This is a genomic window from Collinsella sp. LCP19S3_H3 (genome assembly GCF_052119145.1).
Classification (GTDB): Bacteria; Actinomycetota; Coriobacteriia; order Coriobacteriales; family Coriobacteriaceae; genus Collinsella.
The window spans coordinates 55,565-78,967 of the sequence record NZ_JBQKFW010000011.1; the positions used below are offsets into that span (position 1 = coordinate 55,565).

The 23,403-nt window shown below is 59.0% G+C and carries 19 protein-coding genes; 9 read left to right on the forward strand and 10 right to left on the reverse strand.

Features of this window, described 5'->3' with window-relative positions:
- Window positions 1-144: 144 nt before the first annotated feature.
- The 3 genes from ACTQZF_RS06995 to ACTQZF_RS07005 all read right to left on the reverse strand — a co-directional run bounded on the left by ACTQZF_RS06995 (window position 145) and on the right by ACTQZF_RS07005 (window position 3,685).
- A complete protein-coding gene (locus ACTQZF_RS06995; RefSeq protein ID WP_441554906.1) occupies window positions 145-1,671 on the reverse strand; it encodes an FAD-dependent oxidoreductase in 1,527 nt (508 codons plus the stop codon).
- A 256-nt stretch (window positions 1,672-1,927) separates the two neighbouring features.
- Window positions 1,928-2,932: a GGGtGRT protein gene (locus ACTQZF_RS07000; RefSeq protein WP_154518278.1), complete on the reverse strand. Its 1,005-nt coding sequence runs from the start codon at window positions 2,930-2,932 to the stop codon at window positions 1,928-1,930.
- An 18-nt stretch (window positions 2,933-2,950) separates the two neighbouring features.
- The gene (locus ACTQZF_RS07005; RefSeq protein ID WP_006235554.1) at window positions 2,951-3,685 is read right to left on the reverse strand and encodes an iron-sulfur cluster assembly scaffold protein; all 735 of its coding nucleotides are present in this window, start codon (window positions 3,683-3,685) and stop codon (window positions 2,951-2,953) included.
- A gap of 403 nt (window positions 3,686-4,088) precedes the next feature.
- Here ACTQZF_RS07005 and ACTQZF_RS07010 point away from each other — a divergent pair, with 403 nt between their 5' ends.
- Window positions 4,089-4,901 carry a transposase gene (locus tag ACTQZF_RS07010; protein WP_441554907.1) on the forward strand — a complete coding sequence of 271 codons (813 nt, stop codon included), beginning with the start codon at window positions 4,089-4,091 and terminating at the stop codon, window positions 4,899-4,901.
- 633 nt (window positions 4,902-5,534) lie between these two features.
- On the opposite strand, the gene sufU is transcribed toward ACTQZF_RS07010, so the two are convergent.
- The 5 genes from sufU to sufC are packed head-to-tail and all read right to left on the reverse strand — an operon-like array spanning window position 5,535 to window position 10,888.
- Window positions 5,535-5,969, reverse strand: a complete 435-nt coding sequence (sufU, locus tag ACTQZF_RS07015; protein ID WP_441554908.1) for a Fe-S cluster assembly sulfur transfer protein SufU — start codon at window positions 5,967-5,969, stop codon at window positions 5,535-5,537.
- Entirely contained in the window at window positions 5,962-7,287 is a 1,326-nt protein-coding gene (locus tag ACTQZF_RS07020) for an aminotransferase class V-fold PLP-dependent enzyme (RefSeq protein WP_441554909.1), read from the reverse strand. Before ACTQZF_RS07020 ends, sufU begins: the two co-directional genes overlap by 8 nt.
- Entirely contained in the window at window positions 7,284-8,663 is a 1,380-nt protein-coding gene (locus ACTQZF_RS07025; protein WP_441554910.1) for a SufB/SufD family protein, read from the reverse strand. The genes ACTQZF_RS07020 and ACTQZF_RS07025 overlap by 4 nt, the downstream gene beginning before the upstream one ends.
- Window positions 8,663-10,075, reverse strand: a complete 1,413-nt coding sequence (gene sufB / locus ACTQZF_RS07030) for a Fe-S cluster assembly protein SufB (RefSeq protein WP_441554911.1) — start codon at window positions 10,073-10,075, stop codon at window positions 8,663-8,665. Before sufB ends, ACTQZF_RS07025 begins: the two co-directional genes overlap by 1 nt.
- A gap of 12 nt (window positions 10,076-10,087) precedes the next feature.
- Window positions 10,088-10,888 carry a Fe-S cluster assembly ATPase SufC gene (sufC, locus tag ACTQZF_RS07035; RefSeq protein WP_427747480.1) on the reverse strand — a complete coding sequence of 267 codons (801 nt, stop codon included), beginning with the start codon at window positions 10,886-10,888 and terminating at the stop codon, window positions 10,088-10,090.
- 220 nt (window positions 10,889-11,108) lie between these two features.
- On the opposite strand from sufC, the gene ACTQZF_RS07040 reads away from it, so the two are divergent.
- From ACTQZF_RS07040 to ACTQZF_RS07050, 3 genes are all read left to right on the forward strand, one after another.
- Window positions 11,109-11,540 carry an RrF2 family transcriptional regulator gene (locus tag ACTQZF_RS07040; protein WP_154518293.1) on the forward strand — a complete coding sequence of 144 codons (432 nt, stop codon included), beginning with the start codon at window positions 11,109-11,111 and terminating at the stop codon, window positions 11,538-11,540.
- Between the two features lie 138 nt (window positions 11,541-11,678).
- The gene (locus ACTQZF_RS07045; RefSeq protein ID WP_441554912.1) at window positions 11,679-13,328 is read left to right on the forward strand and encodes a hypothetical protein; all 1,650 of its coding nucleotides are present in this window, start codon (window positions 11,679-11,681) and stop codon (window positions 13,326-13,328) included.
- Window positions 13,329-13,530: 202 nt separating this feature from the next.
- On the forward strand, window positions 13,531-15,327 hold the full coding sequence (locus tag ACTQZF_RS07050; protein ID WP_441554913.1) for an AAA family ATPase: 1,797 nt from the start codon (window positions 13,531-13,533) through the stop codon (window positions 15,325-15,327).
- An 11-nt stretch (window positions 15,328-15,338) separates the two neighbouring features.
- Here ACTQZF_RS07050 and ACTQZF_RS07055 read toward each other — a convergent pair whose 3' ends face one another.
- Complete coding sequence (locus ACTQZF_RS07055; protein WP_441554914.1) at window positions 15,339-16,358, reverse strand: glycosyltransferase; 1,020 nt, start codon at window positions 16,356-16,358, stop codon at window positions 15,339-15,341.
- Window positions 16,359-16,613: 255 nt separating this feature from the next.
- Here ACTQZF_RS07055 and ACTQZF_RS07060 point away from each other — a divergent pair, with 255 nt between their 5' ends.
- The 4 genes from ACTQZF_RS07060 (at window position 16,614) to ACTQZF_RS07075 (ending at window position 21,034) form a co-directional block, all read left to right on the forward strand.
- Window positions 16,614-17,717 (forward strand): glycosyltransferase, encoded by a 1,104-nt coding sequence (locus ACTQZF_RS07060; RefSeq protein WP_441554915.1) that lies wholly within the window; start codon window positions 16,614-16,616, stop codon window positions 17,715-17,717.
- Window positions 17,718-17,723: 6 nt separating this feature from the next.
- On the forward strand, window positions 17,724-18,764 hold the full coding sequence (locus ACTQZF_RS07065) for a glycosyltransferase family 2 protein (protein WP_441554916.1): 1,041 nt from the start codon (window positions 17,724-17,726) through the stop codon (window positions 18,762-18,764).
- Between the two features lie 74 nt (window positions 18,765-18,838).
- Window positions 18,839-19,957, forward strand: a complete 1,119-nt coding sequence (locus ACTQZF_RS07070) for a glycosyltransferase family 2 protein (protein ID WP_441554917.1) — start codon at window positions 18,839-18,841, stop codon at window positions 19,955-19,957.
- 12 nt (window positions 19,958-19,969) lie between these two features.
- Window positions 19,970-21,034 carry a glycosyltransferase family 2 protein gene (locus tag ACTQZF_RS07075; RefSeq protein ID WP_441554918.1) on the forward strand — a complete coding sequence of 355 codons (1,065 nt, stop codon included), beginning with the start codon at window positions 19,970-19,972 and terminating at the stop codon, window positions 21,032-21,034.
- 247 nt (window positions 21,035-21,281) lie between these two features.
- Here the strand turns inward: ACTQZF_RS07075 and ACTQZF_RS07080 are convergent, their stop codons facing one another.
- Window positions 21,282-22,028, reverse strand: a complete 747-nt coding sequence (locus ACTQZF_RS07080; RefSeq protein WP_441554919.1) for a transposase — start codon at window positions 22,026-22,028, stop codon at window positions 21,282-21,284.
- Between the two features lie 462 nt (window positions 22,029-22,490).
- Between ACTQZF_RS07080 and ACTQZF_RS07085 the strand changes: the two genes are divergently transcribed.
- Window positions 22,491-23,258 (forward strand): DUF6541 family protein, encoded by a 768-nt coding sequence (locus tag ACTQZF_RS07085; protein WP_441554920.1) that lies wholly within the window; start codon window positions 22,491-22,493, stop codon window positions 23,256-23,258.
- Window positions 23,259-23,403 lie beyond the last annotated feature (145 nt).

Here is a 23,403-nt window from a genome sequence, read left to right on the forward strand (position 1 = left end):
CTATTGTCTGTGCGGGCTTTGCCTGCTCTGTATTCAGAATAAGGATACGCTGCCGTGCGGACACGAATGGACCCCGTGCCACCTCGAGCTCACGGGGCCCATAGATATCGATTAGTTGTGTTCTGCTTTAGACGGGTGTCCAGTTTAGTCCGCTCGATAGTGCGATCCGAGGCTTTCGGTTCGCTTGCGCATGGCTTTGGCCATCTCAACTGCCAGCTGAATCTGCGAGTGCAGGCGGGCGTAAGCCGCGATTTCGCTGTCATTGACATATGGCTTGCTCAGCATGGTGGCCTCGTCTTGCAGGCTTTCAAGCTCTCGCAGCGCCTTGGAGAGGCCTGCTTCGGTGCGGTTGATCATGCAATAGGTACTCATCGTGTGCTTAAGGCCGCGGGTCAGGCGCTCGGCGTCTGTTGTGGCAATGCCATGCTGGGGGAGGGCGACATCCGCCTTTGGGGCCACCTCAGGTGCATTCTGTGCTGCTTGGGCTGCCGAGGCGCCCGCGATGCGCCCAAACACGATGCCGTTGGCGCTTGACAGGCCACCAATGCGATCGGCCCCGTGCATGCCGCCTGTCGCCTCGCCGCAGGCATAGAGGCCCTCAACGCCCGTGTATGCGGTCTTGTCGATTTTGATGCCGCCATTGGCGGCGTGGGCATACATCGCCACACGCATCTCGTCGGTCGGCGCGATGCCGTGCTCGTCTTGTAGCCAGGTGGCAAAGGTCTGCACAAACTCGGGGACGTCCTCGCGGGGGAAGTCGTAGTGGAGCGCCAGACCTTCAGCACCCGCTTGATCGATGGCAAGATCGATGGCGCGGGAGGCCAAGCGCGAGGTGAAGGGACCATATTCGGAGCGTTGCTCAAGTAGATCGTCCAGCTTGTCGTCGGCGATATCGACCGGCTGGTCTACATGTACGTAGCGCCAGGTCTTCTCGTTAAAGACAAGGTTGCGCTTGGGCTCGATGAAGCCCGGCATCATCTGCATGAACTCTATATTAGTGAGCGTTGCGCCGTGTGCCAGCGCGATGGCCTGCGAGGAGCTGAGCACGTCGGCGGAAGTGAGGCTTCGCTCGAACAGGCCACCCGTGCCGCCCGCAGCGATGATGGTGGCCTTGGCTGCCATAGGTACGAGATGCTTGTTTGTGCGGTCGTAGAGTACGGCGCCGATAATCTTTCCGGTCGTGTCCTCAACAAGATCGATTAGCTCGTGGCGGGGGAACAGGCGAATGCCGAGAGACTTGATCTGGGCCGTACACGCGTCCTCAAGGGGCTTGCGGGTGAGGCCGCGCCAATTGCGTGTCTTATGGTCAAAGCAGGGGATAAATTGCTTTTGCTGGGCGCTCTCGGCGCTTTGCGGGCGTTGGAGCTCAACACCTAGATCCTGTTCGAGCCATTGGATGGCCTGGGGAATACCGTGGACGAACGTCTGGACGAGCGTAGGGTCGGCGACGCCGCCGCCGACGGCTTGGATGGTGTCGATGAGGTCCTGTTCGTCGTCTTCGTCGATGGGGCCAATAAGGCCAAGGCCCCAGGTGCCCGGGAAAAAGCTCGATCCGCTCATGGTCTTGCCGGCGCTTGCGACGGCAACGGTCGCGCCCGCGCGTGCCGCTTCTATGGCGGCACAAAGGCCCGCAATGCCAGATCCAATTACCAGTACATCAGTCGATTCCATCGGATTCCTTTCTCGTCCGGCGCATTGTCGCACGGGTGATCGGCAATGAGGCCGAAAAGACTCGGTAAATCGGTAAAGGGCAAATATGGCAGATGGGCGTTATGGACGCTCTGACGCTCCATCTCATCACATCTCGTATTTCGTCCCAACTGATATATCGGCATTAACAACCCTGCGGCAGTGCAAACAAAAAGAGCCGCTACCCGGGTGGATAGCGGCTCCAAAGCTCAACTATATGAGCATCGCGCGGGCGCGATTAGGCCTTGAGGGCCTCCTCGACGGCGACAGCGCAGGCGACGGTGGCACCGACCATGGGGTTGTTGCCCATGCCGATGAGACCCATCATGTCGACGTGCGCAGGCACGGAGGAAGAACCGGCGAACTGGGCGTCGGAGTGCATACGGCCCATGGTGTCGGTCATGCCGTAAGAGGCAGGGCCGGCGCCCATGTTGTCCGGGTGCAGGGTACGGCCAGTGCCGCCACCAGAGGCGACGGAGAAGTACTTCTTGCCAGCCTCGATGCGCTCCTTCTTGTAGGTGCCAGCGACGGGGTGCTGGAAGCGCGTGGGGTTGGTGGAGTTACCGGTGATCGAGATGTCGACGTTCTCGTGCCACATGATGGCAACGCCCTCACGGACGTCGTCGGAGCCGTAGCAGTTAACGGCAGCACGGGGACCATCGGAGTAGGGGATGGTCTCGACGACCTTGAGCTCGCCCGTGTAGTAGTCGAACTGGGTCTTCACGTAGGTGAAGCCGTTGATGCGGGCGATGATCTGGGCGGCGTCCTTGCCCAGACCGTTGAGGATAACGCGCAGCGGCTTCTTACGAGCCTTGTTGGCGTTCAGAGCCAGGCCGATAGCGCCCTCAGCGGCAGCGAAGGACTCGTGGCCGGCCAGGAAGGCGAAGCACTCGGTGTCGTCGGAGAGCAGCATAGCGCCCAGGTTGCCGTGGCCCAGACCGACCTTGCGGTCCTCGGCGACGGAGCCGGGAACGGTGAAGGCCTGGATGCCCTCGCCGATGATGGCGGCAGCCTCAGAAGCGTTCTTGGCGCCACGCTTGACAGCGAGAGCGCAGCCGAGGGTGTAGGCCCACTCGGCGTTCTGGAAGGCGATGGACTGGGTGTTGTTGACGATCTCACGCGGGTTGAAGCCCTTGTCGGTGCAGATCTGCAGAGCTTCCTCGAGGGAGGCGATGCCGTTGTCGGCGAGGCACTTGTTGATCTTGTCAGCGCGGCGCTCGTAACCTTCGAACGTAACAGTCATAGTTATTTCCCTCCCTTTCTACTCGTGAACCGGGAACACGCTGGCGACGGAGTGAGTCTCCTCGTCGGTGCGCGGGTCGATGTACTTGGCGGCGTTCTCCCACTGACCATAGTGGCCCATGGCGCCAGCGATGGCCTCCTCGGGGGTCTTGCCGGCCTTGACGGCGTCGGTGAACTTGCCGAGGTTCAGGAACTCGAACGCGATGATCTCGTTCTTGTCGTTGAGAGCCATGCGGGTGACGTAGCCCTGAGCGAGCTCGAGGTAACGAGCGCCCTTGGCCTTGGTGCCGAACATGGTGCCGACCTGAGAGCGAAGGCCCTTGCCGAGGTCGTCGAGGGAGGCGCCCACGGGCAGGCCGCCCTCGGAGAACGCGGTCTGGCTGCGGCCGTAAACGATCTGCAGGAAGATCTCGCGCATAGCAACGTTGATGGCGTCGCAGACGAGGTCGGTGTTGAGGGCCTCGAGGATGGTCTTGCCGGGAAGGATCTCGGAAGCCATGGCAGCAGAGTGGGTCATGCCCGAGCAGCCGATGGTCTCAACGAGGGCCTCCTCGATGATGCCGTCCTTGACGTTCAGCGTGAGCTTGCAGGCGCCCTGCTGAGGTGCGCACCAACCCACACCGTGCGTAAGACCGGAGATGTCGGAAATCTCCTTAGCCTGGACCCACTTGCCCTCCTCGGGGATGGGTGCGGGGCCGTGGTATGCACCCTTGGCAACGGGGCACATGTTCTCCACTTCCTGTGAGTACTGCATGCCTCTCCTCTCTATCGTGTTGGCGTCCCGTCTGGAGGTCGTGGCTGGTGATTGCCGGGCGACCCTTCGAAAGGGACATGACATGCAGCCCCTATAATACCGCGAAATGCACGGAATATTCGGCGAACGGCGCAGTTTTCGTAACGAGAAGCGCGGAACTTTCAATTGAAACGATTTAACAAGGTTGTTTGCGGTTATGCGATACGTTTTAGGGGGTCAGTTCTGGTCAAGTATTTAGTTAGTTCTTGCCTATGTTGCGGTGTCTAGCCTGTGGTTATGATGCCATTCGCCGTCGGTTTGCCGCCTTTTACCGTCGGCGGGTGCCATTTTGCGTGAATGTTTTGATGGCACGTTTCAATCGTGATGTATTGGATGGTAAGCAGGTCCCGGCGAAGGGAGCGCCATGCAGCGTGTTTGGAAAACGATCACCGGTTTTTACCATGTCTGTGCCCGCGGTATGGGCAGTCAGCTGATCTTTGAGAGCGACGAGGACCGGTGGGAGTTTTTGGAGCTGATGCGCGACTGCTGCCGCGATGCCCAGGTAACGATTGTGGCGTGGTGCCTCATGGGCGACCATGTTGATCTGGTACTTTTGGATTATGAGGACAACATGAGTGCAGCCATGCAACGCCTGCTGTTGACGTATGCTCGTCGGTTCAATAAGCGTACCGGGCGTTCGGGCTGCCTGTTCCGGGAGCGTTTTGAGCGCCGCTCGATCGATACCGACCGGCAGGTGATGGAGGCTGTTCGCTCCGTTCACGCCGATCCGCAGGATGCGGGCATCAACCTAATTGAGCGGTATCCCTGGAGCAGCTTTGCGGAGCATCTGCGCGTTTACGACGGTGACGAGGCAGATGCTACGAGGGGATTTTCCGATCCTTCTTGCGTGCTTGAGCTTTTTGGTTCTGCCAAAGCCTTTATTGCCTATTCGCTTTCGACGCCCGACGGCGGCGATCCGGCGATGCGCGGTTTGGTAGAGATGGAGTTGGAGCGGCGCGCCTTTGCCGACGAGTTGGCGAAGGGATGCGGGGTTGCGCTCCAGGGGGTTAAAGCGGCGCCGCCGGCGCAGCGCAATATCGTTATTCTTGGCTTGCACGATGCTGGTTTTACGGTGCGCCAGATTGAGCGGTATACGGGGATAAGCAAAAGTACCGCTTCTCGTATTGTGCGCGCCCGTGCTCGAACGGCGGTGCGGACTGATGACAGCCTGGGATAGGGCTGTCTGCCCACTGGGACCATCATTCTAAATGCTTGGACGTTAGCTACACTTCTAAATATGCATAGAATGATTGCCGTCTTGCATAAAACAATAGCTCAGTCCGGTTTTGCCCGTGCCTACCCCCGTCCACGCCGTGCAAAAAGCGGAGTTTTCAGCATCGTAGTGCTGTCGGAACTACTATAACCTTGCAACTTGCGGGCCCCGAGACAATTATTTGTCTGCCAATACGCCCCGAAGCACGCGTTTGCGTCCCCGTAGACCGTAATGCCTGTTCTAAAACGCAATATATACGCGCCCGAAGGCGCTAATTTATGCTCGTGATTTGTATGCACATAGCTTTGCGTGCTGAAAACTCGCAAAAATGCACGCCGCACCCTATGGGACCCGTCTGCGGCAGGCAGGAGGCGAGCCGGAGCCTAGTAGGACGGTGCCTGGCGCTTTGCTCGGCGTGCCCCGTGGCCCTGTGGCAAGCCTTTGGTACTGTGAAAAACGCTTGTGCTTGCAGTTGGCCGTGCGATAAATGACAGATTGGGCGCCGGAAGCGTGGCTGCGCGTGCGCTCGTTATGAAAAAGCCGAGCCGCCCGTATCGGGCGGCTCGGCAATCAAAAACCTTGGATTCGGGGCATCCGTTACTGGTTAGCCTGACCCTCGAGCATGCCGTCGAGGGTGCGCCAGGCGAGCTCGGCGCATTTGACGCGGGCGGGCATGTGTGAGATGTCCTGGAGCTGAGCAGCCTCGTCTAGGTCTTCCAAGTCTTCCTCGGAGAGCTCCTCGCCACGGATCATGGTGAGGAAAAGCCCTGCCAGACGACGAGCCTCCTCGACCGTTTCGCCCGTGATGAGATCGGCCATGATGTCGGCGCTGGCCTGGCTGATGGCACAGCCGTGCCCGGTAAACGAGGCCTCCTCGATTACATCGTTCTCGACACGCAGCTGCAGGGTGAGCTCATCGCCGCAGCTGGGGTTGATGCCGTCGTGCTCGTGCGTGGGGGCATCCATCTCGTACTTGTAATCGGGGTGCGAGTTGTGCTCCATAAACGTGGTGGAGGTGTACAGATTACCCATTGAACGTGCTCCAAACGTGATACAGGCCGGCGATGAACTTATCGATATCGGCCTTGTCGTTGTAGAAGGCCACGCTGGCGCGGCAGCAGGCAAGGTTCTCGACGCCCAGCCAGGTGAGCAGCGGCTGCGCGCAGTGGTGGCCGGCACGGATGCAGACGCCGTCCATGTCCATGATGCTCGCGACGTCGTGAGGGTGGATGCCCTTGACGTTAAAGCTCACGACCCCGTGGTGGTTGTCCCAATAGATGGAGCCGATGATCTGGACAAAGTCGAGCTGCATGAGCTCGCCCATCAGGTAGTGGACAAGCGCCTGCTCGCGGGCCTGGATGTTTTCGTAGCCCACCGTATTGACCAGGTAATCAAGCGCCGCGCCCGTGGCGAAGATGCCGGCGGCGTCCTGCGTGCCGGCCTCGAACTTCTCGGGGACGGGCGCCCAGACGGCGTCCTGCTCGGTGACCGAATCGATCATCTCGCCACCGGTAAGCATGGGCGGCGTGGCGTTGAGCAGATCCATCTTGCCCCACAGCACGCCGATGCCCATGGGGCCCATGGCCTTGTGCGCGCTAAAGGCAAAGAAGTCGGCTCCCAGATCGGCCACATCGACCGGCATGTGCGGCAGCGACTGCGCGCCGTCGACGACCAGATAGCCGCCGTACTTGTGCACGAGCTTGCCGAGATTCTTGACCGGGTTCTCGACGCCCAGCACGTTAGAGATCTGACCCACGGCCAGAATCTTGGTCTTGGGGCCAACCTTGGCAAGCACTTCCTCGGTCGTGAGCTGACCGGTCTTGGTGGGGTAGAGGTAGACGAGCTTGGCGCCGGTCTCGCGGCAGACCTGCTGCCACGGAATCAGGTTGGAGTGGTGCTCCATGATGGTGATGACGACCTCGTCACCGGGCTCGAGCACCGTGGGCGCAAAGCTCTTGGCGACCAGGTTGAGCGACTCGCTCGTGTTGCGGGTGAAGACGATCTCATTAGCCTGGGAGGCGCCGATGAGGTCGGCGATCTGCTGGCGCACCTTCGCGATGGCCTCGGTGGCCTCGACGGACAGCGAGTACAGGCCGCGCAGGGGATTGGCGTTCATGCGCTGGTAGAAGTCACGCTCGGCGTCGAGCACGCAGGCGGGGCGCTGCGCGGTGGCGGCGCTATCGAGGAAGGCGATCTCGGGGTGTTGTTGGAACAGCGGGAACTGCGCCTTGTAGGGGTTAGTCTCGATGTCGACGGTAGGCCAGCCGCGCGAGGCCTCATCGCTGGCGTCGAACTCCATGGGCTCGGGGGCAGTACAGGTATCGCATTTAACGTGCTCGGTGTCGATCATGCGAGCTCCTCCTCAAAGTTATCGATCAGGTTATTGCCCAGGCGGACGACGGCGGCGCGGATGCGCTCGTCGGCGGCGGAAAGTGCGGCGTCCTCCAGCTTGGCACGGATGAACAGGTCCTCGGCGGCATTTTGGTCAAGGCCGCGGCAGGCGAGGTAGAACAGCTGCTCGTCGCGGACGTGGCCGATGGTGGCGCCATGGTTGCCGGCGACGTCGTCCTCGTCGCAGAGAATGACGGGAACGGTCTTGTTGTCGACGCCCTTGTTGGCCAAGAGCACCGTCTCGCGCTCGGTGCCGACAGCACCCTTGCAGCCGTGCACGAGATCGATGGTGCCGCGGTAGACCTTCTTGGACGTGCCGGTCAGCACGCCGTTGGCATCGATTTCGCACTCGGTCTTGCGGCCGCGGTGACGAAGCTCGTAGTTAAAGTCGCGCACCTGCTGGCGGGCGCCCAGGTAATCGGTATCGATCGTCACCTTGGCGGTGTCGCCCAGCAGGTCGCCGGCAAGGCCGGTGGCGCTGGCACCGGCACCCAGTACGGTGTGCTGCACGTTGACGCGCGCGCCCTCGTCCAGGAACAGGCCGGTGTCGTCGAGCGCGATCCAGCTGTCGTCGAGCGTCTGCGTACAGGCAACGTTGACGGTGGCGTACTCGTGAGCACACACCCGCAGCACGGAGCCCACGACGCCTTCGCCGGCAACGGGGGAGTCCAGGGCGATCTGCAGGTCGAGCGTTGCCTGCGGACGGACAACGACATCGATGGCGGCAATCGCAGCCGCGGCATCGACGCCGCTCACGCGCACGGTGACCGTGGCACGGCCGTAGGCGGGCACGTCGATGACGATGCGCTTGGTGGCGTGGTCGGCCAGATAGGTATAGGCGGCCTCGCCCATGCCGGTCTCGAAGGCCTCGGCAGGGGAGAGCTCCTCCTCGAGTTTGATGGCGCCGGCCTGGTAGACGGAAGTGGCGGGCACGTCGAGCTCGGTCTCGGGTGTGATGCGGGCGCGGTCGGCGGCGTCGCCGGGGGCAGAGGCGCGGCGCTCGGGGAAGCGCTCGGCCATGGCGTCCATGGCGGCGTCGAAGGCGTCGGCCGCACCATGGATCTGCTCGTCCAGCCCCTCGACCTCAACGGCCTCGGCAGGAGCGGCAGCAAGTTCGTCCGAAAGCTCGAGCTTAGTCTGGTTCATCTTGAGCCAGCCCCAAGTGGCAGCCGGCATCGCGTTGACGCCCCCGATCTCCTGCAGCACGCCGTCTCGGGGCTCCGACCCTCCTCGCGTACCTTTAGTACGCGTCGTCGGGCTCGTCGCTCCCGATACGTCGCACTGCAGAAGCTCGGATGACGTAAATGCGTTCGGCGTGTTGATGGTCTGTTTCATTATCCGATCGCTCCTTCCATCTCGAGCTTGATCAGGTTGTTCATCTCGACGGCGTACTCAAGCGGCAGCTCCTTGGAGACCGGGTTGGCAAAGCCGTTGACGATCATGGTGCGGGCCTCTTCCTCCGAGATGCCGCGGCTCATCAGATAGAACACCTTGTCGTCGCCGATGCGGCCGATGGTGGCCTCGTGGCCGATGTCGACATTCTTGGCGCGGATGTCCATGGCGGGGATGGTATCGGAGCGGCTCTGGTCGTCGAGCATGAGCGACTGACAGCTCACGGTTGCCTTGGAGCCCTCGGCCTTGGGCGTGGCCACGATGGAGCTGCGGAAGGTCTGGATGCCACCGCTCTTGGAGATGCCCTTGGTCTCGACGGTCGCCGAGGTCTCGGGCGCGTTGAGTACGACTTTGCAGCCGGTATCGAGGTTCTGGCCGGCGCCGGCAAAGGTGATGCCGGTAAAGCTCGAGCGGGCGCGGCGGCCGTTGAGCACGCTCATGGGGTAGAGGTAGCCCACATGGCTGCCGAAGGAGCCGCTGATCCACTCGATGTCGCCGTCCTCGTCCACGCGCGCACGCTTGGTGTTGAGGTTATACATGTTCTTGGACCAGTTCTCGATGGTCGAGTAGCGCAGGTGCGCGCGCTTGCCCACAAAGAGCTCGACAGCGCCGGCGTGGAGGTTGGCCACGTTGTACTTGGGCGCCGAGCAGCCCTCGATAAAGTGCAGGTCGGCGTCGTCCTCGACGATGATGAGCGTGTGCTCAAACTGGCCGGCGCCCTTGGCGTTGAGGCGGAAGTAGCTCTGCAGCGGAAAATCGAGCTTGGTGCCCTGGGGCACGTAGACAAACGAGCCGCCCGACCACACGGCGCCGTGCAGGGCCGCAAACTTGTGGTCGGTGGGCGGGATGAGCGTCATAAACTTCTCGTGGATGAGCGGTTCCCACTGCGGGTCGTGCAGAGCCTCCTCGATGCCGGAGTAGACGATGCCCATCTTGGACGCGGTGTCCTGCATGTTGTGGTAGACGAGCTCGGAGTCGTACTGCGCGCCGACGCCCGCCAGGTAGCTGCGCTCGGCCTCGGGGATGCCCAGGCGCTCAAAGGTGTTCTTGATGTCGTCGGGCACCGACTCCCAGTCGTGCTTTTGGTCGGTGTTGGGTTTGACGTAGGTGACGATGTTGTCCATGTCCAGGCCCTCGATGGAGGGGCCCCATGTCGGGTCGGGAAATCGGTTGAAAATCTCGAGGGACTTGAGGCGCAGGTCGAGCATCCACTGCGGCTCGTCCTTCTTGGCGCTGATCTCGCGCACGATGTTGGGCGTGATGCCGGCGTCGAGGCGCTCGAATCCCTCCTCGCCATAGGTGAAGTCGTAGAGGCTGCGGTCGATGTCCGCGACCTCGGTGCGGTTCTTGGTCATTGCGTCGCCCCTTTACGCCTGCTGCTCGGCAGCGACGGCCTCGGCCTGGGCGCGCTGCTCGGCGGCCTCGCGCTCGAAGGCCTCAAAGCCGTTCTTGTCGATCCAAGGGATCAGCGAGGCGTCGTCCTCGCGCACGATGTGGCCCTTGACCATAACGTGGACGCGGTCGACATCCAGGTGCTCCAGGATGCGCGTGTTGTGCGTGATGATAAGCATGGAACCGTTGCAGCTCTTGCGGTAGGCGTCCATGCCGTGGCTGACGGTGGACAGGGCGTCGACGTCCAGGCCGGAGTCGGTCTCGTCCAGGATGGCGAGTTTGGGCTGCAGCAGCAGAAGCTGGAGCATCTCGACCTTCTTTTTCTCGCCGCCCGAGAAGCCTACGCCCAGCTCGCGGTTGAGGTAAGCGGTATCCATGTTGAGCTCGGCCGCGAGCTCCTTGACGCGACGGCGGAATTCCTTGCCCTTCATCTCCAGGCCGGGGCGGCCAGCGATGCTGGCGCGCAAAAAGCTCGACAGCGGCACGCCCGGGATCTCGACCGGAGCCTGGAAGCTCAGGAACAGGCCGGCGCGCGAACGCTTGTCGGTGGTGAGCTCGGTGATGTCCTGGCCGTCAAAGACGATGCGCCCGTTCTGCACGGTGTAGACGGGGTCGCCCATGACCAGGTGGCCGAGGGTGGACTTGCCGGCGCCGTTGGGCCCCATCAGCACATGGGTCTCGCCGGCGGCGACGTTGAGGTTGACGTTGTGGAGGATGGTCTTCTCGTCCACGGAGGCGGTCAGACCTTCGATGGAAAGCAGCGGATTTGCGCTCATGCTGTCCCTCTCTGTTTATGGTGTACTCATAGGTGTACTAAACCCTAGGAATCTTCTCGGAATAAAGTTACTATGGGTTCGGCGTTAGTCAAGGGAAAACCCGACTAATCCACTCGACTTTTCAGATGTGGGACATAATAATCGGGATCGTCTGTCCCACACGCTTGGCATCTGGGGCAAACTCTGCTGATTTTTTCTCAAGCGCACCGGGAGGGTAGGCATGCTCATTTCTTCTAAGGGCCGCTATGCCCTCCGTTTGATGATTTATATCGCGGCGCTCGGTGACGCCGAGGGCAAAATCGCCCTGCGCGAGATTGCCGACCGTGAGCATATTTCGCAAAAGTATTTGGAGCAGCTGGTCCGTCCGCTTATGAAGGCGGGCCTGCTCAAGAGTGTGCGCGGCAAGGGCGGCGGCTACATGATGGCCGTGGACCCGGCCGAGGTGCGAGCCGGCGATATACTTCGCGCCGTCGAGGGCAGCACGGCGCCCGTCGCGTGCGATGGCATCGATAACAACTGCACTCGTAGCGATCTGTGCTCTACTGTGAAGTTCTGGCGCGGTCTGGACGACGTGATTGAAAAGTACGTCGACGGCGTGACGTTGGCCGACTTGGCGGCCGTGCCCGAGATTAACTTCGATATCAAGCTGTAACTCGAGCGCAATTCCTCAAGATTTCGCGGAGGGCGTTACCGTTTGTCGAGTTGTTGTTGTACGACATCGGTCTTGCTGCGATACTTAAATCTATCTTTGCAAACTGCACTTTAACTACACCAATGCAAGGAGGATCTTATGCAGCCCAAGCATTCTGCGATTGTTGCCGGATTGACGCTGGCTCTTTCGTTTGGCGCCGTTGCCGTGCCCGCGCCCGCTGCTGCGGATGAGCCCACGCCGGGCGTTGCCTCGGATGCCACCGATATCGATAAGGGTCTTTATACCCAGCAGTCTTTCTCGGGCGTGCTGAGGTCGGTCCAAGGCGTCTCGTTTGTCAATGTGACCAGCGAGATGAAGTACTTTACCAAGTATGAGAGCCACGGCAACTATAACCAGGGCTTTTCGTACGGCGACGGCTATAACGCGCTGGGCTATTACCAGTTCGACCGTCGTTGGTCGCTCATTCCGTTTATGAAGCAGGTCTACAACTACGATTCTGCCAAGTACGGCATGCTTAAGTCTGCAATTGACCGCGGGGGCGATATCTCCAACGCAAGCAACCCCATGTATTCGAACGGTCAGCTGACGGAGCTGGGCCGCATTGCACAGGAGGCCTTCCAGGGCGCCTATAACGCCGATCCGGCTGAGTTCTCGGCGCTGCAAGATTCATATGCATACAACTCCTATTACGCGGTGACCGAGGCCTGGCTCAAGAGCGCGCTTGGTATTGATATCTCTGGCCGCGCCGATTGCGTCAAGGGTATGGTGTGGAGCATCACCAACATGTGCGGCACCTATGGCTGCCAGGACTTTTTCCGCTGGGCAAATCTTACAAACGATATGACCGACCGTGAATTTGTGACGGCGCTTTCCAGCAGCGTGGTCAATAACGTTGCCCGTAAGTACTCGAGCCAGCCGCAATATCACGAGGGCTGGAAGAACCGTTACAAGAACGAGCTTAAGGATTGCCTGGTCTATATTACCGAGGACGAGGCCGCGGCGACGCCGCCGGTCGAGCCTGAGCCTGAGCCCGAGCCCGAGCCCGTGACTCCGGCGCCCAGCCAGGCGCCCGCCGCTCCCGTTGCTCCCTCTGGGTCTAGTGCCGATACCAATGGTGCTGACGAGGATACCGTCGATACTCCTTCGAACGATGCCGGAGCAAGCGATGGAAATGGCGATGTCGGTTCGGCCGGCAGCGCGGGGCCTGCCTCGCCTTCGAATTCCGCAGATGCTGCGGCAGGGTCTGGTTCTTCCGCCAGTGGGTCGACTGCCGGTTCGAGCGACTCGTCGACGAATGACAAACCCTCTGCGAGCGAACAGCTTGGCTCCATGTTTGGCTCCTCGCTGATGTCTGGCATCAACAACGGCTCGTCTTCCGAGAAGGATGGCTCCGACCAGGGCGCTACGGAAAAGACCGAGGACGCTAAGGGCGATTCGAAGGACGAGGGTTCTAAGGGGTCTGATTCCGACAAGGGCACGGAATCAGACGGTGCGGAATCGAAAGATCCCCGCCTTGATAAGGATGGCAAGCACGCGGACGACAATGGGTCCAAGGGCCTGGTTGATGATGGCGCCGACCAGAACCAGGGTAAGACCAAGGTTGCGACTTCCTCAGCCACGACGACTGAGTCCTCTAAGGGCAGCATGCCCAAGACGGGTGACTTGATTTTGATGGCGAGCCTTGCCAGCGCGAGCTTGGCCACATTGGGCGCTACGTCTATTGTGAGCGGTAAGCATAAACTTGATCAGCAAAACAAAGACGCTGCGGAGAAAGACGCCCAAAAGTAGGCTCTCAGCGAGCGTTTTGCCTTAGCGATTCAAATAGGGGCCCGATGCGATAGCACCGGACCCCTATTTGTTGCGAATCGTTTTGTTATGCCCCCCTTATGGAGTCATTTCTACCGTTACCCGAATCATTTGTTGAACAATAAAATTGTTATCAAGATGGTCGCTAAAATGGCATCGTTATTCTAAAAGGGGAGATAAAACGGTGTCTGAACAGGCAATGTATGATATTGATAACACCTTTGACGTAAAGTTGCTCAATCCCGGCGGAAATGCCGTTCTGCCGATTGATATTCATGATTTTGCCGACGCCGCCGATCATTGTGTTTTAGTTGATAAGACCATGTTTATTGCCGATATCTTAGATTGCGAATCGACTGTGGCGCTCTGTTGTCGGCCTCATGGTTTTGGCAAGAGTATGAATCTCTCCATGCTCAAATGTTATCTGGAGCGTCCTGTGCCCGGCTCGTCGAGCGTCAATCTCTTCATCGGTAGCCAAATATGGGACGCAGAAGATGGCATCTATCGTGATGAGTATGCACGCTACCCGATCATTGCTTTGGATTTTTCTACTTTCTCCTATCGAGGCGCCGATGTCGAGGCCGCCATGCGCGATGCCGTCGCTCGCGAGTGCGCTCGTCTGTTGCCGCTGCTGGAAGTTCCCGATTTAGCGCGCGGCGACGTGCGCCATATCGAGCGCGTAGCGCGCGGTGTTGCCGGTTCTGATGAAATCGATTCGGCTCTTGGCGTGTTAATCGAGCTCCTCCGTATGGCATGTGATGAACAGGTTGTGCTGCTGGTTGATGGGTATGACGCGGCGTTTACGAATCATATGCAGGCGAAGGGCGCCTATGGCTCGTGCTTTGTCGAGTTGCTTGACCGCCTGCTCTTTGAGGGCATTGTCTCCTCGGTCGATTCTTTGCGGCTGGTTTGCTTGATGGGGGAGCGACCCGGCCCCGCACAGGCGGCATTTGCGCATAGCAACTGCCCGTATTGTTTAGCTTCGCCCTTGTCGAGCTGGTGCGATCGCCGCTTTGGTTTTTCGGATGCCGAAAACAGGGCGCTGCTAGATTACACTGGCCAGAGCGACAGACTGGCTTGCGCGCGCGAATGGTTCGAAGGCTACCGGTTTGGCGGGTTCTATTGTTCGAACCCGGCTCGTGTGGTTGAGTTCTTGGCTCGGGGCTGCCTGCCGCCAACGCGCTTTGATGTATGTTGCTATGCCGATTGTCTGAACGAGACTGTGGGCGCCTGGGATTTAAGATGGCTTGCGGCAATGTTTGATTTGCTTAATCCGTATGGCTGTGTTGAGGCGCCACTGTGCTTGGACGCCGTGAAGCCTGATGCCGGAACAGCAGAAGGTATTTGGACCGATTTGTATTTGAGTGGACTCCTGACGACAGATGCGACTGATCGCCAGGCGGACGGCAATCTGCCCCGCGCCCTGCGCCTTCCCAATAACGAGCTCCGGTATGCGCTGCGTCTTGTGATTATCGAATGGTTCGAGTGCGCTGCCGAGAGTGCCGAGACTATCGACGATTTCCAAGAGGGTCTTTGCCGCGGAGACGAGCGTGCAGTTAGGCGAGCTTTGGACGCAATTATTAATGACTTGGGCGTCGATGGAGACGAGTCGGATTTGCTGCTGGCTTTTCGTTTGGCACTGCAGGGTCTTTGTTTTGGGTTGCCTGGGTATGCCGACCCTGCTACAAAACGAGCGCACGGTTTGGAGTTTGGGGGTTTCCAGGTGTTTCCGACCGTCAATACCTTTGATGCGGCGGATACACTTGGCATATTGGATAGCCGCCCGCTTATCTCGGTCAGCATGCTGTACGACTCCGATGTCGATGCGTTGGGCTTAGAGCTTCTGTCGGTACAGGCATTGCTCGATATCGAGCGGAGCGGTCTCGACGACATTCGCGTGCCACGTCCTGCCGTGGGCCGCATGCGCTGGGGGTTTGGCTTTGATGGACAGCGAGTTGCCGTCGCATGTCAGAAGTTATAGGAGGGCCGGCTTTACTCGGTTTCCTTCATGGGCGGCATGGGCTTCCAGTTGGGGTCGCGTACGATCTTGCGGGCATCCTTCATGCCACGGCGCAGCGCCGGAATGCCGGTCTTAAAGCACTTGTCGACGGCGGCAAGGCGGATAAACTCCTTGCAGAAGGTCGCCACATTGCCCAAACGGAACAAAATGGGGTGGTAATCATCGTAGATCTGCATGTAGCGGGCCAAGTAGCCGCGGTTGCGCATGATGTAGTAACGATTGGTGTCACTGGTGGAATTGAGCTGACGCTTACCGGCGATATCCCAGTTGGAGACGGCGCGGGCGCGCTTGAGCACCACATCGGCGACTACGACGGCAGGGAAGTGTTGGCTGGCGACATAGCCATAGCAGGCATCGTCGCCGTAGATAAAGAAACGAGCGTCGGGCAGGCCGATCTTGTCGACAACGCGGCGTGAGAACAGGCCTCCCTCAAAGCACAACTGGTTCATGGTGCGATAGCCCTCGGGGCCCAGGTCCCACTTAGCGATGGGGTTGGGGATGCCAAGCGAAAGGATGAGCTGATACTGCCAAAAGAAGGCGCCGCCGTCAAAGTCCAGGCGCGAACCCTGGATGACATCGTAGCGGTCGGTCCACTTGGCCAGGCGCTCGATGCCCTCCGGGATGACGAGCACGTCGTCGTCCATCACCCAAAACCACTGGGCGCCCAGGTCATAGGCGCATTTGGTGCCGGCGGAGAAGCCGCCCGCACCGCCGCCGTTTTCGAGCTGCGGCGCGTAGATGACGCGGTCGGTGCCACCCTGCGCGTCGGGCTGATCGGTGTCGATGCCCCACAGGTTGGCGAGGCGCTCGTTAAACGCCGCGCACATGGCCTTGGTCTCGCGCGAATTCTCGTTGTCGACGATCACGATACGCCAGGGCGTTGCCGTGAGCTCGGTCATGGAGTCGAACAAGTTGGCCAGGAGTTCCTGACGCTTGTACGTAACGACGACGATGGCGAGCTTGTCGATGGGAGCGGGAAGGGTAGAAGTCATGGGGAATATATCCTTTCACGCACGGCGGGCGAGCGCTGCGCGGAAGCTATCGAATACGTCCGTTGGACGGCACCTATTGTAAAGGGTCGCTGCGCCATGTTGGCAAGGTTTGAATAAAACGCAGGAACCTGATATGTGCGCGACGAGTGGCGTGGGGCTGCTTTGCCCGTAAGAGGCTCCATAGATTATATAAACGCCCGCGGGCGGGACGACCCTTTGATACCATTATCGGCAGGTATTTCCTAAGGAGCACATTTGTCTACTAATTCCTCTGGCGGCCCTGTCCTGTCGCTGCTTATTCCCATCTACAACGTTGAGCGCTACCTGCGCGAGTGCCTCGATTCCGCTGTGGCGCAGACGCTCAAGGACATCGAGATTATCTGCATCAACGACGGCTCTACCGACAACTCGCCGGCGATAATCCGCGAGTATATGCAGCACGATACGCGTGTGAAGATGATTGATAAGGCCAACAGCGGCTATGGCGACTCCATGAACCGCGGCCTGGAGATGGCGCGTGGTAAGTACGTGGGCATTCTAGAGTCCGATGACTTTATGGCGCCCGATGCGCTGGAGAAGCTCGTGGCAGCTGCCGAGTGCTTTGACGCCGATTTTGCAAAGGCGAATTTTGACTTCTACTGGTCTAAGCCCGAGGAGCGCCGCTCGCTGCACGAGATGTTTAAGTCAAGGGACTGTGACAAGCCGGTGCATCCGAGCGACACGACGCAGTTCTTTAAGCAAAAGCCGTCGATTTGGTCGGCCGTGTACCGCCGCGATTTTCTTGAGCACAACGGCATCAAGTTCCTTCCGACTCCGGGGGCATCCTTTCAGGACACGTCGTTTGCCTTTAAGGTGATCGCGTGCGCCGATAAGGCTGTTTACCTGCACGATGCCGTGCTTTCATATCGTCAGGACAACGAGAGCTCTTCGGTCAATTCTTCGGCCAAGGTCTTTTGCGTCAATACCGAGTATGCCGAGATTGAGCGTTGGATTCGAGAGGATTATGCTCGCGACCACGCAAGTGATGACGTCGCCCGCATGCTCAAGTTCAATCAGCTCATTAAGTACGACTCGTATATGTGGAACTATGTGCGCTTGGCGCCTAAGTTCTATAAGGAGTTCCTGGCGCAGATGGCCAAGGAATTTCAGGCGGCCTTGGACGCGGGGGATTTTTCGCTTGACGACCTCAAGCCGTGGAAGCGCGCGAATCTCGCTGCCATCCTCAATGATCCTGAGGGTTGGGTCGACGAGCATCCGACTTTTGCGACGGATGGTGCCTTCGGACGCGCCAAGTACTACGCATCGGTCGGAGGCCCCGGCGTGGTCGCTGCCTTCCTCATCGAATCGCTGAGAGGGTAGGTCGGTATGGGAAAGGCCTCGATTCCCAAGGCGACTATTGTCGTTCCGGTATACAACTCCGCGCGCTTCATTCAGAGATGCCTCGACTCGCTACTGGCACAGTCCGAGCGCTCGATTCAGGTTGTCTGTGTCAACGACGGTTCGGTTGACGATTCGCTGGGCGTCTTGCGTCAAATTGCGCAGGCCGACGACCGTGTGCTGGTGATTGACCAGGAAAACGCGGGCGTCTCGTGCGCTCGTAATGCCGGTACCGATGCCGCCGAGGGCGAGGTCATCTTCTTTGTGGACGCCGACGATTACATCGACGCTCAGACAATCGAGCGCGTGCTGCATGCCATGGAGTCTGCAGATGCCGAGGTCGCCGTTTTTGGCGGCGTCTGCGAGCCGTCCGACACCGCGCCTAAGCGGGTCCAGCAACTCATGAGCCCCAAGGTGGGCACTTTTGGCGCCCGTGACCCCCAGTTACTGTTCCACGCAAACGCGCAGCCCTATGCGTGCCGCGCGGCTTTTTCGCGCGAGCTGCTCAATCGCGAGGGCATACGTTTTGCCCCCGGCTTGGCCTTGGGCGAGGACGTTGTGTTCCAGTTTGCAGCTTACGCGCTGAGCTCAAAGACCGTCGTCATGCCGGACAAGTTCTACCACTACGTGATGGAGAGCGAATCGGCAACGCACGAGTTCAACAGCGTCGAGGCCCGCGCCAAAAAGCTTGACGCCCATATGAGGATGCTCGAGGAGGTCTTGGAGGACTGGGCGGCCTACGGTCTTTTGGATCTGTGCCCCGGCGAGCTGATAACTTGGTTTTTGGACCTCATTGTGTTCGACCTGGCACGCTTGGATGCCGATGACTTCCATCGCGTGGCGGCTCGCGTCAACATGGACCTCACGACGTTTTTGGGATCGGAGTGGGCGGATATGCCTGCTCAGGGCGCCGTTCGCCGTGTTGCCCATAAGCTCGTAGCGGCGACCTCGGGCGTTTCGATGGCAGATGCCACGCTGTTCTATCTTTCGACCCGCGGTCTTAAGGCCTGCCTGGAACGCTTTATCTAATTCTGGGCGCTGCCGCCCGCCGCAACTCGGCTGCTAAAATAACCCTGTTACACGCTATTCAACAGGAGGTTCTCTTGCAGAACTCTGATACCCCTAAAGTTTCGCTGCTTGTTCCCATCTGCAATGTTGAGCGCTACCTGCGCGAGTGCCTCGATTCAGCCATTGCGCAGACGCTCAAGGACATCGAGATTATTTGCATCAACGACGGTTCTACCGATAGTTCGCCAGATATCATCCGCGAGTACATGGAGCGCGATGCGCGCGTCAAGATGATTGACAAGGCCAATAGCGGCTACGGCGACTCGATGAACCGCGGTCTAGAGATGGCGCGCGGTGAGTACGTAGGCATCCTTGAGTCCGATGACTTTATGTTTGAGGATTCGCTCCAAAAGCTGGTCGCCAAGGCCGATGCTGAGCATGCCGATGTCGTTAAGGGCGACTTTTACTTGTACTGGTCCACGCCCAGCGAGCGCCGTGAGCTGTTTGGGATCATCGACGAGCATATGACGGGCGCCGCGTATCGCCCCGCCGATCGTCCGGGTATCTTCTACCGCAAGCCTTCCATTTGGTCTGCCATCTATCGGCGCGAGTTCCTCAACGGCAATCAGATTCGGTTTCTTCCCACGCCGGGCGCCTCGTATCAGGACGCAGGCTTTAACTTTAAGGTTTGGGCTTGCGCCGAGCGCGCTGCGTTTATTGCAGACCCCATTTTGTGCTATCGCCAGGATAACGAGAAGAGCTCCGTTAATTCGCCCAACAAGGTGTTTTGCGTGTGCGACGAATATGCCGAGATGCAACGTTTTTTGGACGAGCGTCCCGAGCTCAAGGCTCGGCTCCAGGGCATTTTAATGCGCATGAAGGTCGATACGTACCGTTGGAATGATGAGCGCCTGGTCGATGAGTTGCGCGAGCAGTTTTGGGAGAAGGCGTCTCCGGAGCTCAAGGCCGATTGGGATGCCGGTCGCTTTGACCTGTCGCTCTTCGATCCGCGCGGCGAGACCGATTTGCGTTTGATGGTCAAGTCGCCCCGTGCTTATATCGATTCGCGTTTTGATTTTAAGAAGCCGGGCAAGCTCAATACGTTTAAGCATTATTTTAAGATTGGCGGTCTGCCGCTGGTTTGGCGTGTGCTGACGTATCAGCGTACCTACGGTGATAACCCGCATCCCGATGACGTGCCGACGGCACAGTAGGAGCGCGTGACCATGGCTACCCCAAAGATTTCCGTTGTCGTTCCCATCTACAAGGTGGAGGAATGCCTGGCATGGTGCCTGGACTCCCTGCTCGCGCAGGATATGTCCGATTGGGAAGGTGTGCTGGTTAACGATGGCTCGCCGGATGGTTCGCGCGACATCGCCGCTGCCTATTGCGAAAAGGATACGCGCTTTAAGCTTGTCGATAAGCCCAACGGTGGTCTGTCGAGTGCCCGCAATGCGGGAATCGCTGCGTCCACGGCGCCTATCGTGGCGTTTTTGGATTCCGACGACCGCTTTACGTCCGATGCATGCCGTGTGATCGTCGATGCCTTTGAGCGCGAGGACTGCGACGTTTTGACCTTTGGCGCAAACCCGTATCCGCTCGACGCGGGGTATCCGTGGCTTAACTATGTACTGAGCCCGCGCGACGTGTCGTTTGTGGGCTATAGCTCCGACCTGCTGTTTAAGGAAGCGTCTCGCCCCTTTGCATGGCGCACCGCTTGCAAGCGCGATTTTCTGGTGAATAATGATATCTTGTTCGATGAGTCCGTTGCTTATGGCGAGGATCAGGTCTTTGAATTTGCCGTCTATGGTCGCTCGCATAAGACGGTGCTCATTTCGGACAAGCTGTATGACTACCGTGTGGCGCGCAAAGGGTCTCTTATGGACACGATGCGCTATGACGACGAGACGCGCTTGCTGGAGCACGTAAAAATATTTGCCGCGGTGCTTGATGACTGGCATCGCGATGGTCTTGACGTCCGCTATCCCGGCGCTCTTGCGTGCCTTCTCTGCGATTTGGTGCTTTACGATGCGTTGAGGCTGTTGGGTGTCGATTGCGAATCGGTATTGTCGGAGGTTCGAGATGTTCTTGGGCGCAGTATCTTGTCCGAGACGAATCTCGATGACTGTTGTTCACCGGCTGTTTCCGCCTTGGTCTTATCTTTCAAGCAGGGCAGTATTTCGCCGTCCGCTCGGTGGAAGTTGATGTTTGACTACGATAAGTTCCGTTTTGGGCGCAGGCGCGCACTAAAACGCCTTGTCGCAAATAAGGTGGGCAAATTTAACGTTTAACGAGGGCTGTATAGGCGTGCAGCGCGTTCTTTTCGACTACAGTTTTCTCAAGCGAAATACGATAAGTTCTAGCAGCATTTTTCATCGCATCGGCATTAGAAAATGCTATGTTAGAAACGAATTATTCAATCAGCGTGGGAAGATTGTTAATGTTGCTGTCTAAGGGGTAGTGTCGAGAAAGTTGGTGTAGCGCCCTATCCGAAGCGAGTCGGCCCGGCGTCCTGGAACCTGGAACACGGTTGATATCCTATGCCGCCTCGGTCCTGTCCGCAAGCTCGAGACCCGATTCGATCATCTTCCTGGCCTCCGCCTCCAGCCGCGCCCAGTCGACCGTCCCGTCGATCCCGCGCGTGCGGCCCTCGTCGTAGAGCTCGCCCATCTTTGCCTCCGAGAAGTACCTCGACTCCTGCCACATCTCGTCCTGCTCGCACATGACCGCGCCCGCGAGCCGCACCAGCGAGCCCGTGGAGGGGAACACCTGCACGACGCGCGACCTGCGCTTTATCTCCCGGTTGGTCCTCTCCTGCACGTTGTTGGTGCGCAGGCGCTTCCAGTGGGCCTGCGGGAAGTCGAGGTAGGCCGGCGCGTCGGGCTCGGCCTCCTCCGGCACCGCCGCCGCCCTCGGGCGGCACCCCTCCAGCATGCCGCGCGCCGCGTGGTACATGGCCGTCACGGTGGCGGCGTCGCGCCCGCGGAACACCTGCGACACGACCCTGCCCACGCGGCGCCTGAGCTGCCAGGAGCCCGCCTCGCGCATGCGGTCGCGCATGAGGTGGACCGCGCGACGCTGCCGCGCGGCGCCCTGGAAGACCTCGCCGAGCGCGCGGACGAGCCCCGGGTGGGCGTCCGAGACGACGAGCCGCACGCCCGCCGCCCCGCGCGAGCGGATAGCCCGCAGGAAGGCGAGCCACGAGTCGTAGGACTCGGTGTCAACCACGTCGACGCCAAGGACGCGCCTCCAGCCGCCCGCATCGCAGCCGATGGCGGTGACCACGGCGGCGGCGTCGCCGCGGCCCCCGCGGCGGCACTTGACGTAGGCCGCGCTCCCGGTAGCCGTTGCGGCTGTTCGCCCCGCCACCGCACAGCTGGTCGGCCTCGGCGTCCATCACTGCATTCACGACCTGCTCGGCGAGTCTGCGGAGCAGCTCCTGCATGTCGATGGCGCCGTCGTCGAAACGGGGCATGGCGAGCATGTCCGGCGTCGGGTCTGATAAGATTCCCATAGCGGTCTTCGTCCTTTCCTAGAACCTGTTGTTGTGGTGATTTCAGATTCTAGGACGAAGGCCGTTCTTCGTTAAACGGGCGCTAGGGCGTCAACCTTGCACCAACATTTTCGACGCGATCTTCTCCGGATGCGCCCAGTAATTTGATCCTCGGTTTATTTGTTATTGTTGGACTGCTTTATACTCTTCAGCGCGTTGAGCTTCGGTGGATGTCTGTTTCTTAATTTCTTTCGTTGGTTATTCATTTTTCAACAGGTGCAACAGAGGCAATATTTAAATCGTGGTTTGCTGGTTTTTGGTATACAGATCCTTATAGGACGGCTTGTACCCTTGCTGCAATCCCGTTAGCGATCATTGGTGCTTCGATTGTTTATGACGGGCTAAGGAAGAGACTTTTTGGCGGTAAGCGTGTGTCAGCCGTATCGCTCAATCGGTATTATCCTGCCGTATTTATCGCGCTTTTTGTTGCGGCTGTTTTCTATCCTTCATTTCAGATACCGGGTATGTTTAACGTCGAAATGGTTTTTGGCAAAACAAGGAATGTAAGTAAACAAAATTATGACATGGGTAATCCAGAGGAATTAAACTCTAAAGAGCATGAGTTTGCATCGTCTGTAAAGAAGATAGTGGGGGACTCTGTCGTATTAAATGCGCCCTTCGATGGGTCTGCGTTTCTTTACGGATCTTCTGATATTCAGATGTATTATCGCTCTTTACGTGGCTCACTTGTGAGTGATCCTAATGAGCCGCCAGCCAGTAGAGCTATAAGGAATGGGTTCTATAAGATCGGGACAGATCCTGAGATACAAGAGGCTGTTAAGGCAACCGGTGCCCATTATGTGCTATTGCTCGATTACGATAATTGCAAATCGAGGGGCCATGTTATTACGTACAATCCGAATGATTGGATCGGCATCGAGAAGATTAACGATAAGACTCCCGGATTTACGCTATTAAAGAAATCGGGGCACTCTAGGTTGTATCGTATCGATATAGGGTAGCCGTTGTAAACAATATTTGAAAAGAAGTCGCTGCGGGTTGATTTCCGATCTCAGCCGAACACATTGAGCTGATGGCACGCTCCCGCAGTTAACCGAACGCCCCCGAGGTCCTATCCGGGCCCCGGGGGCGCCATTTTCCCAGTTG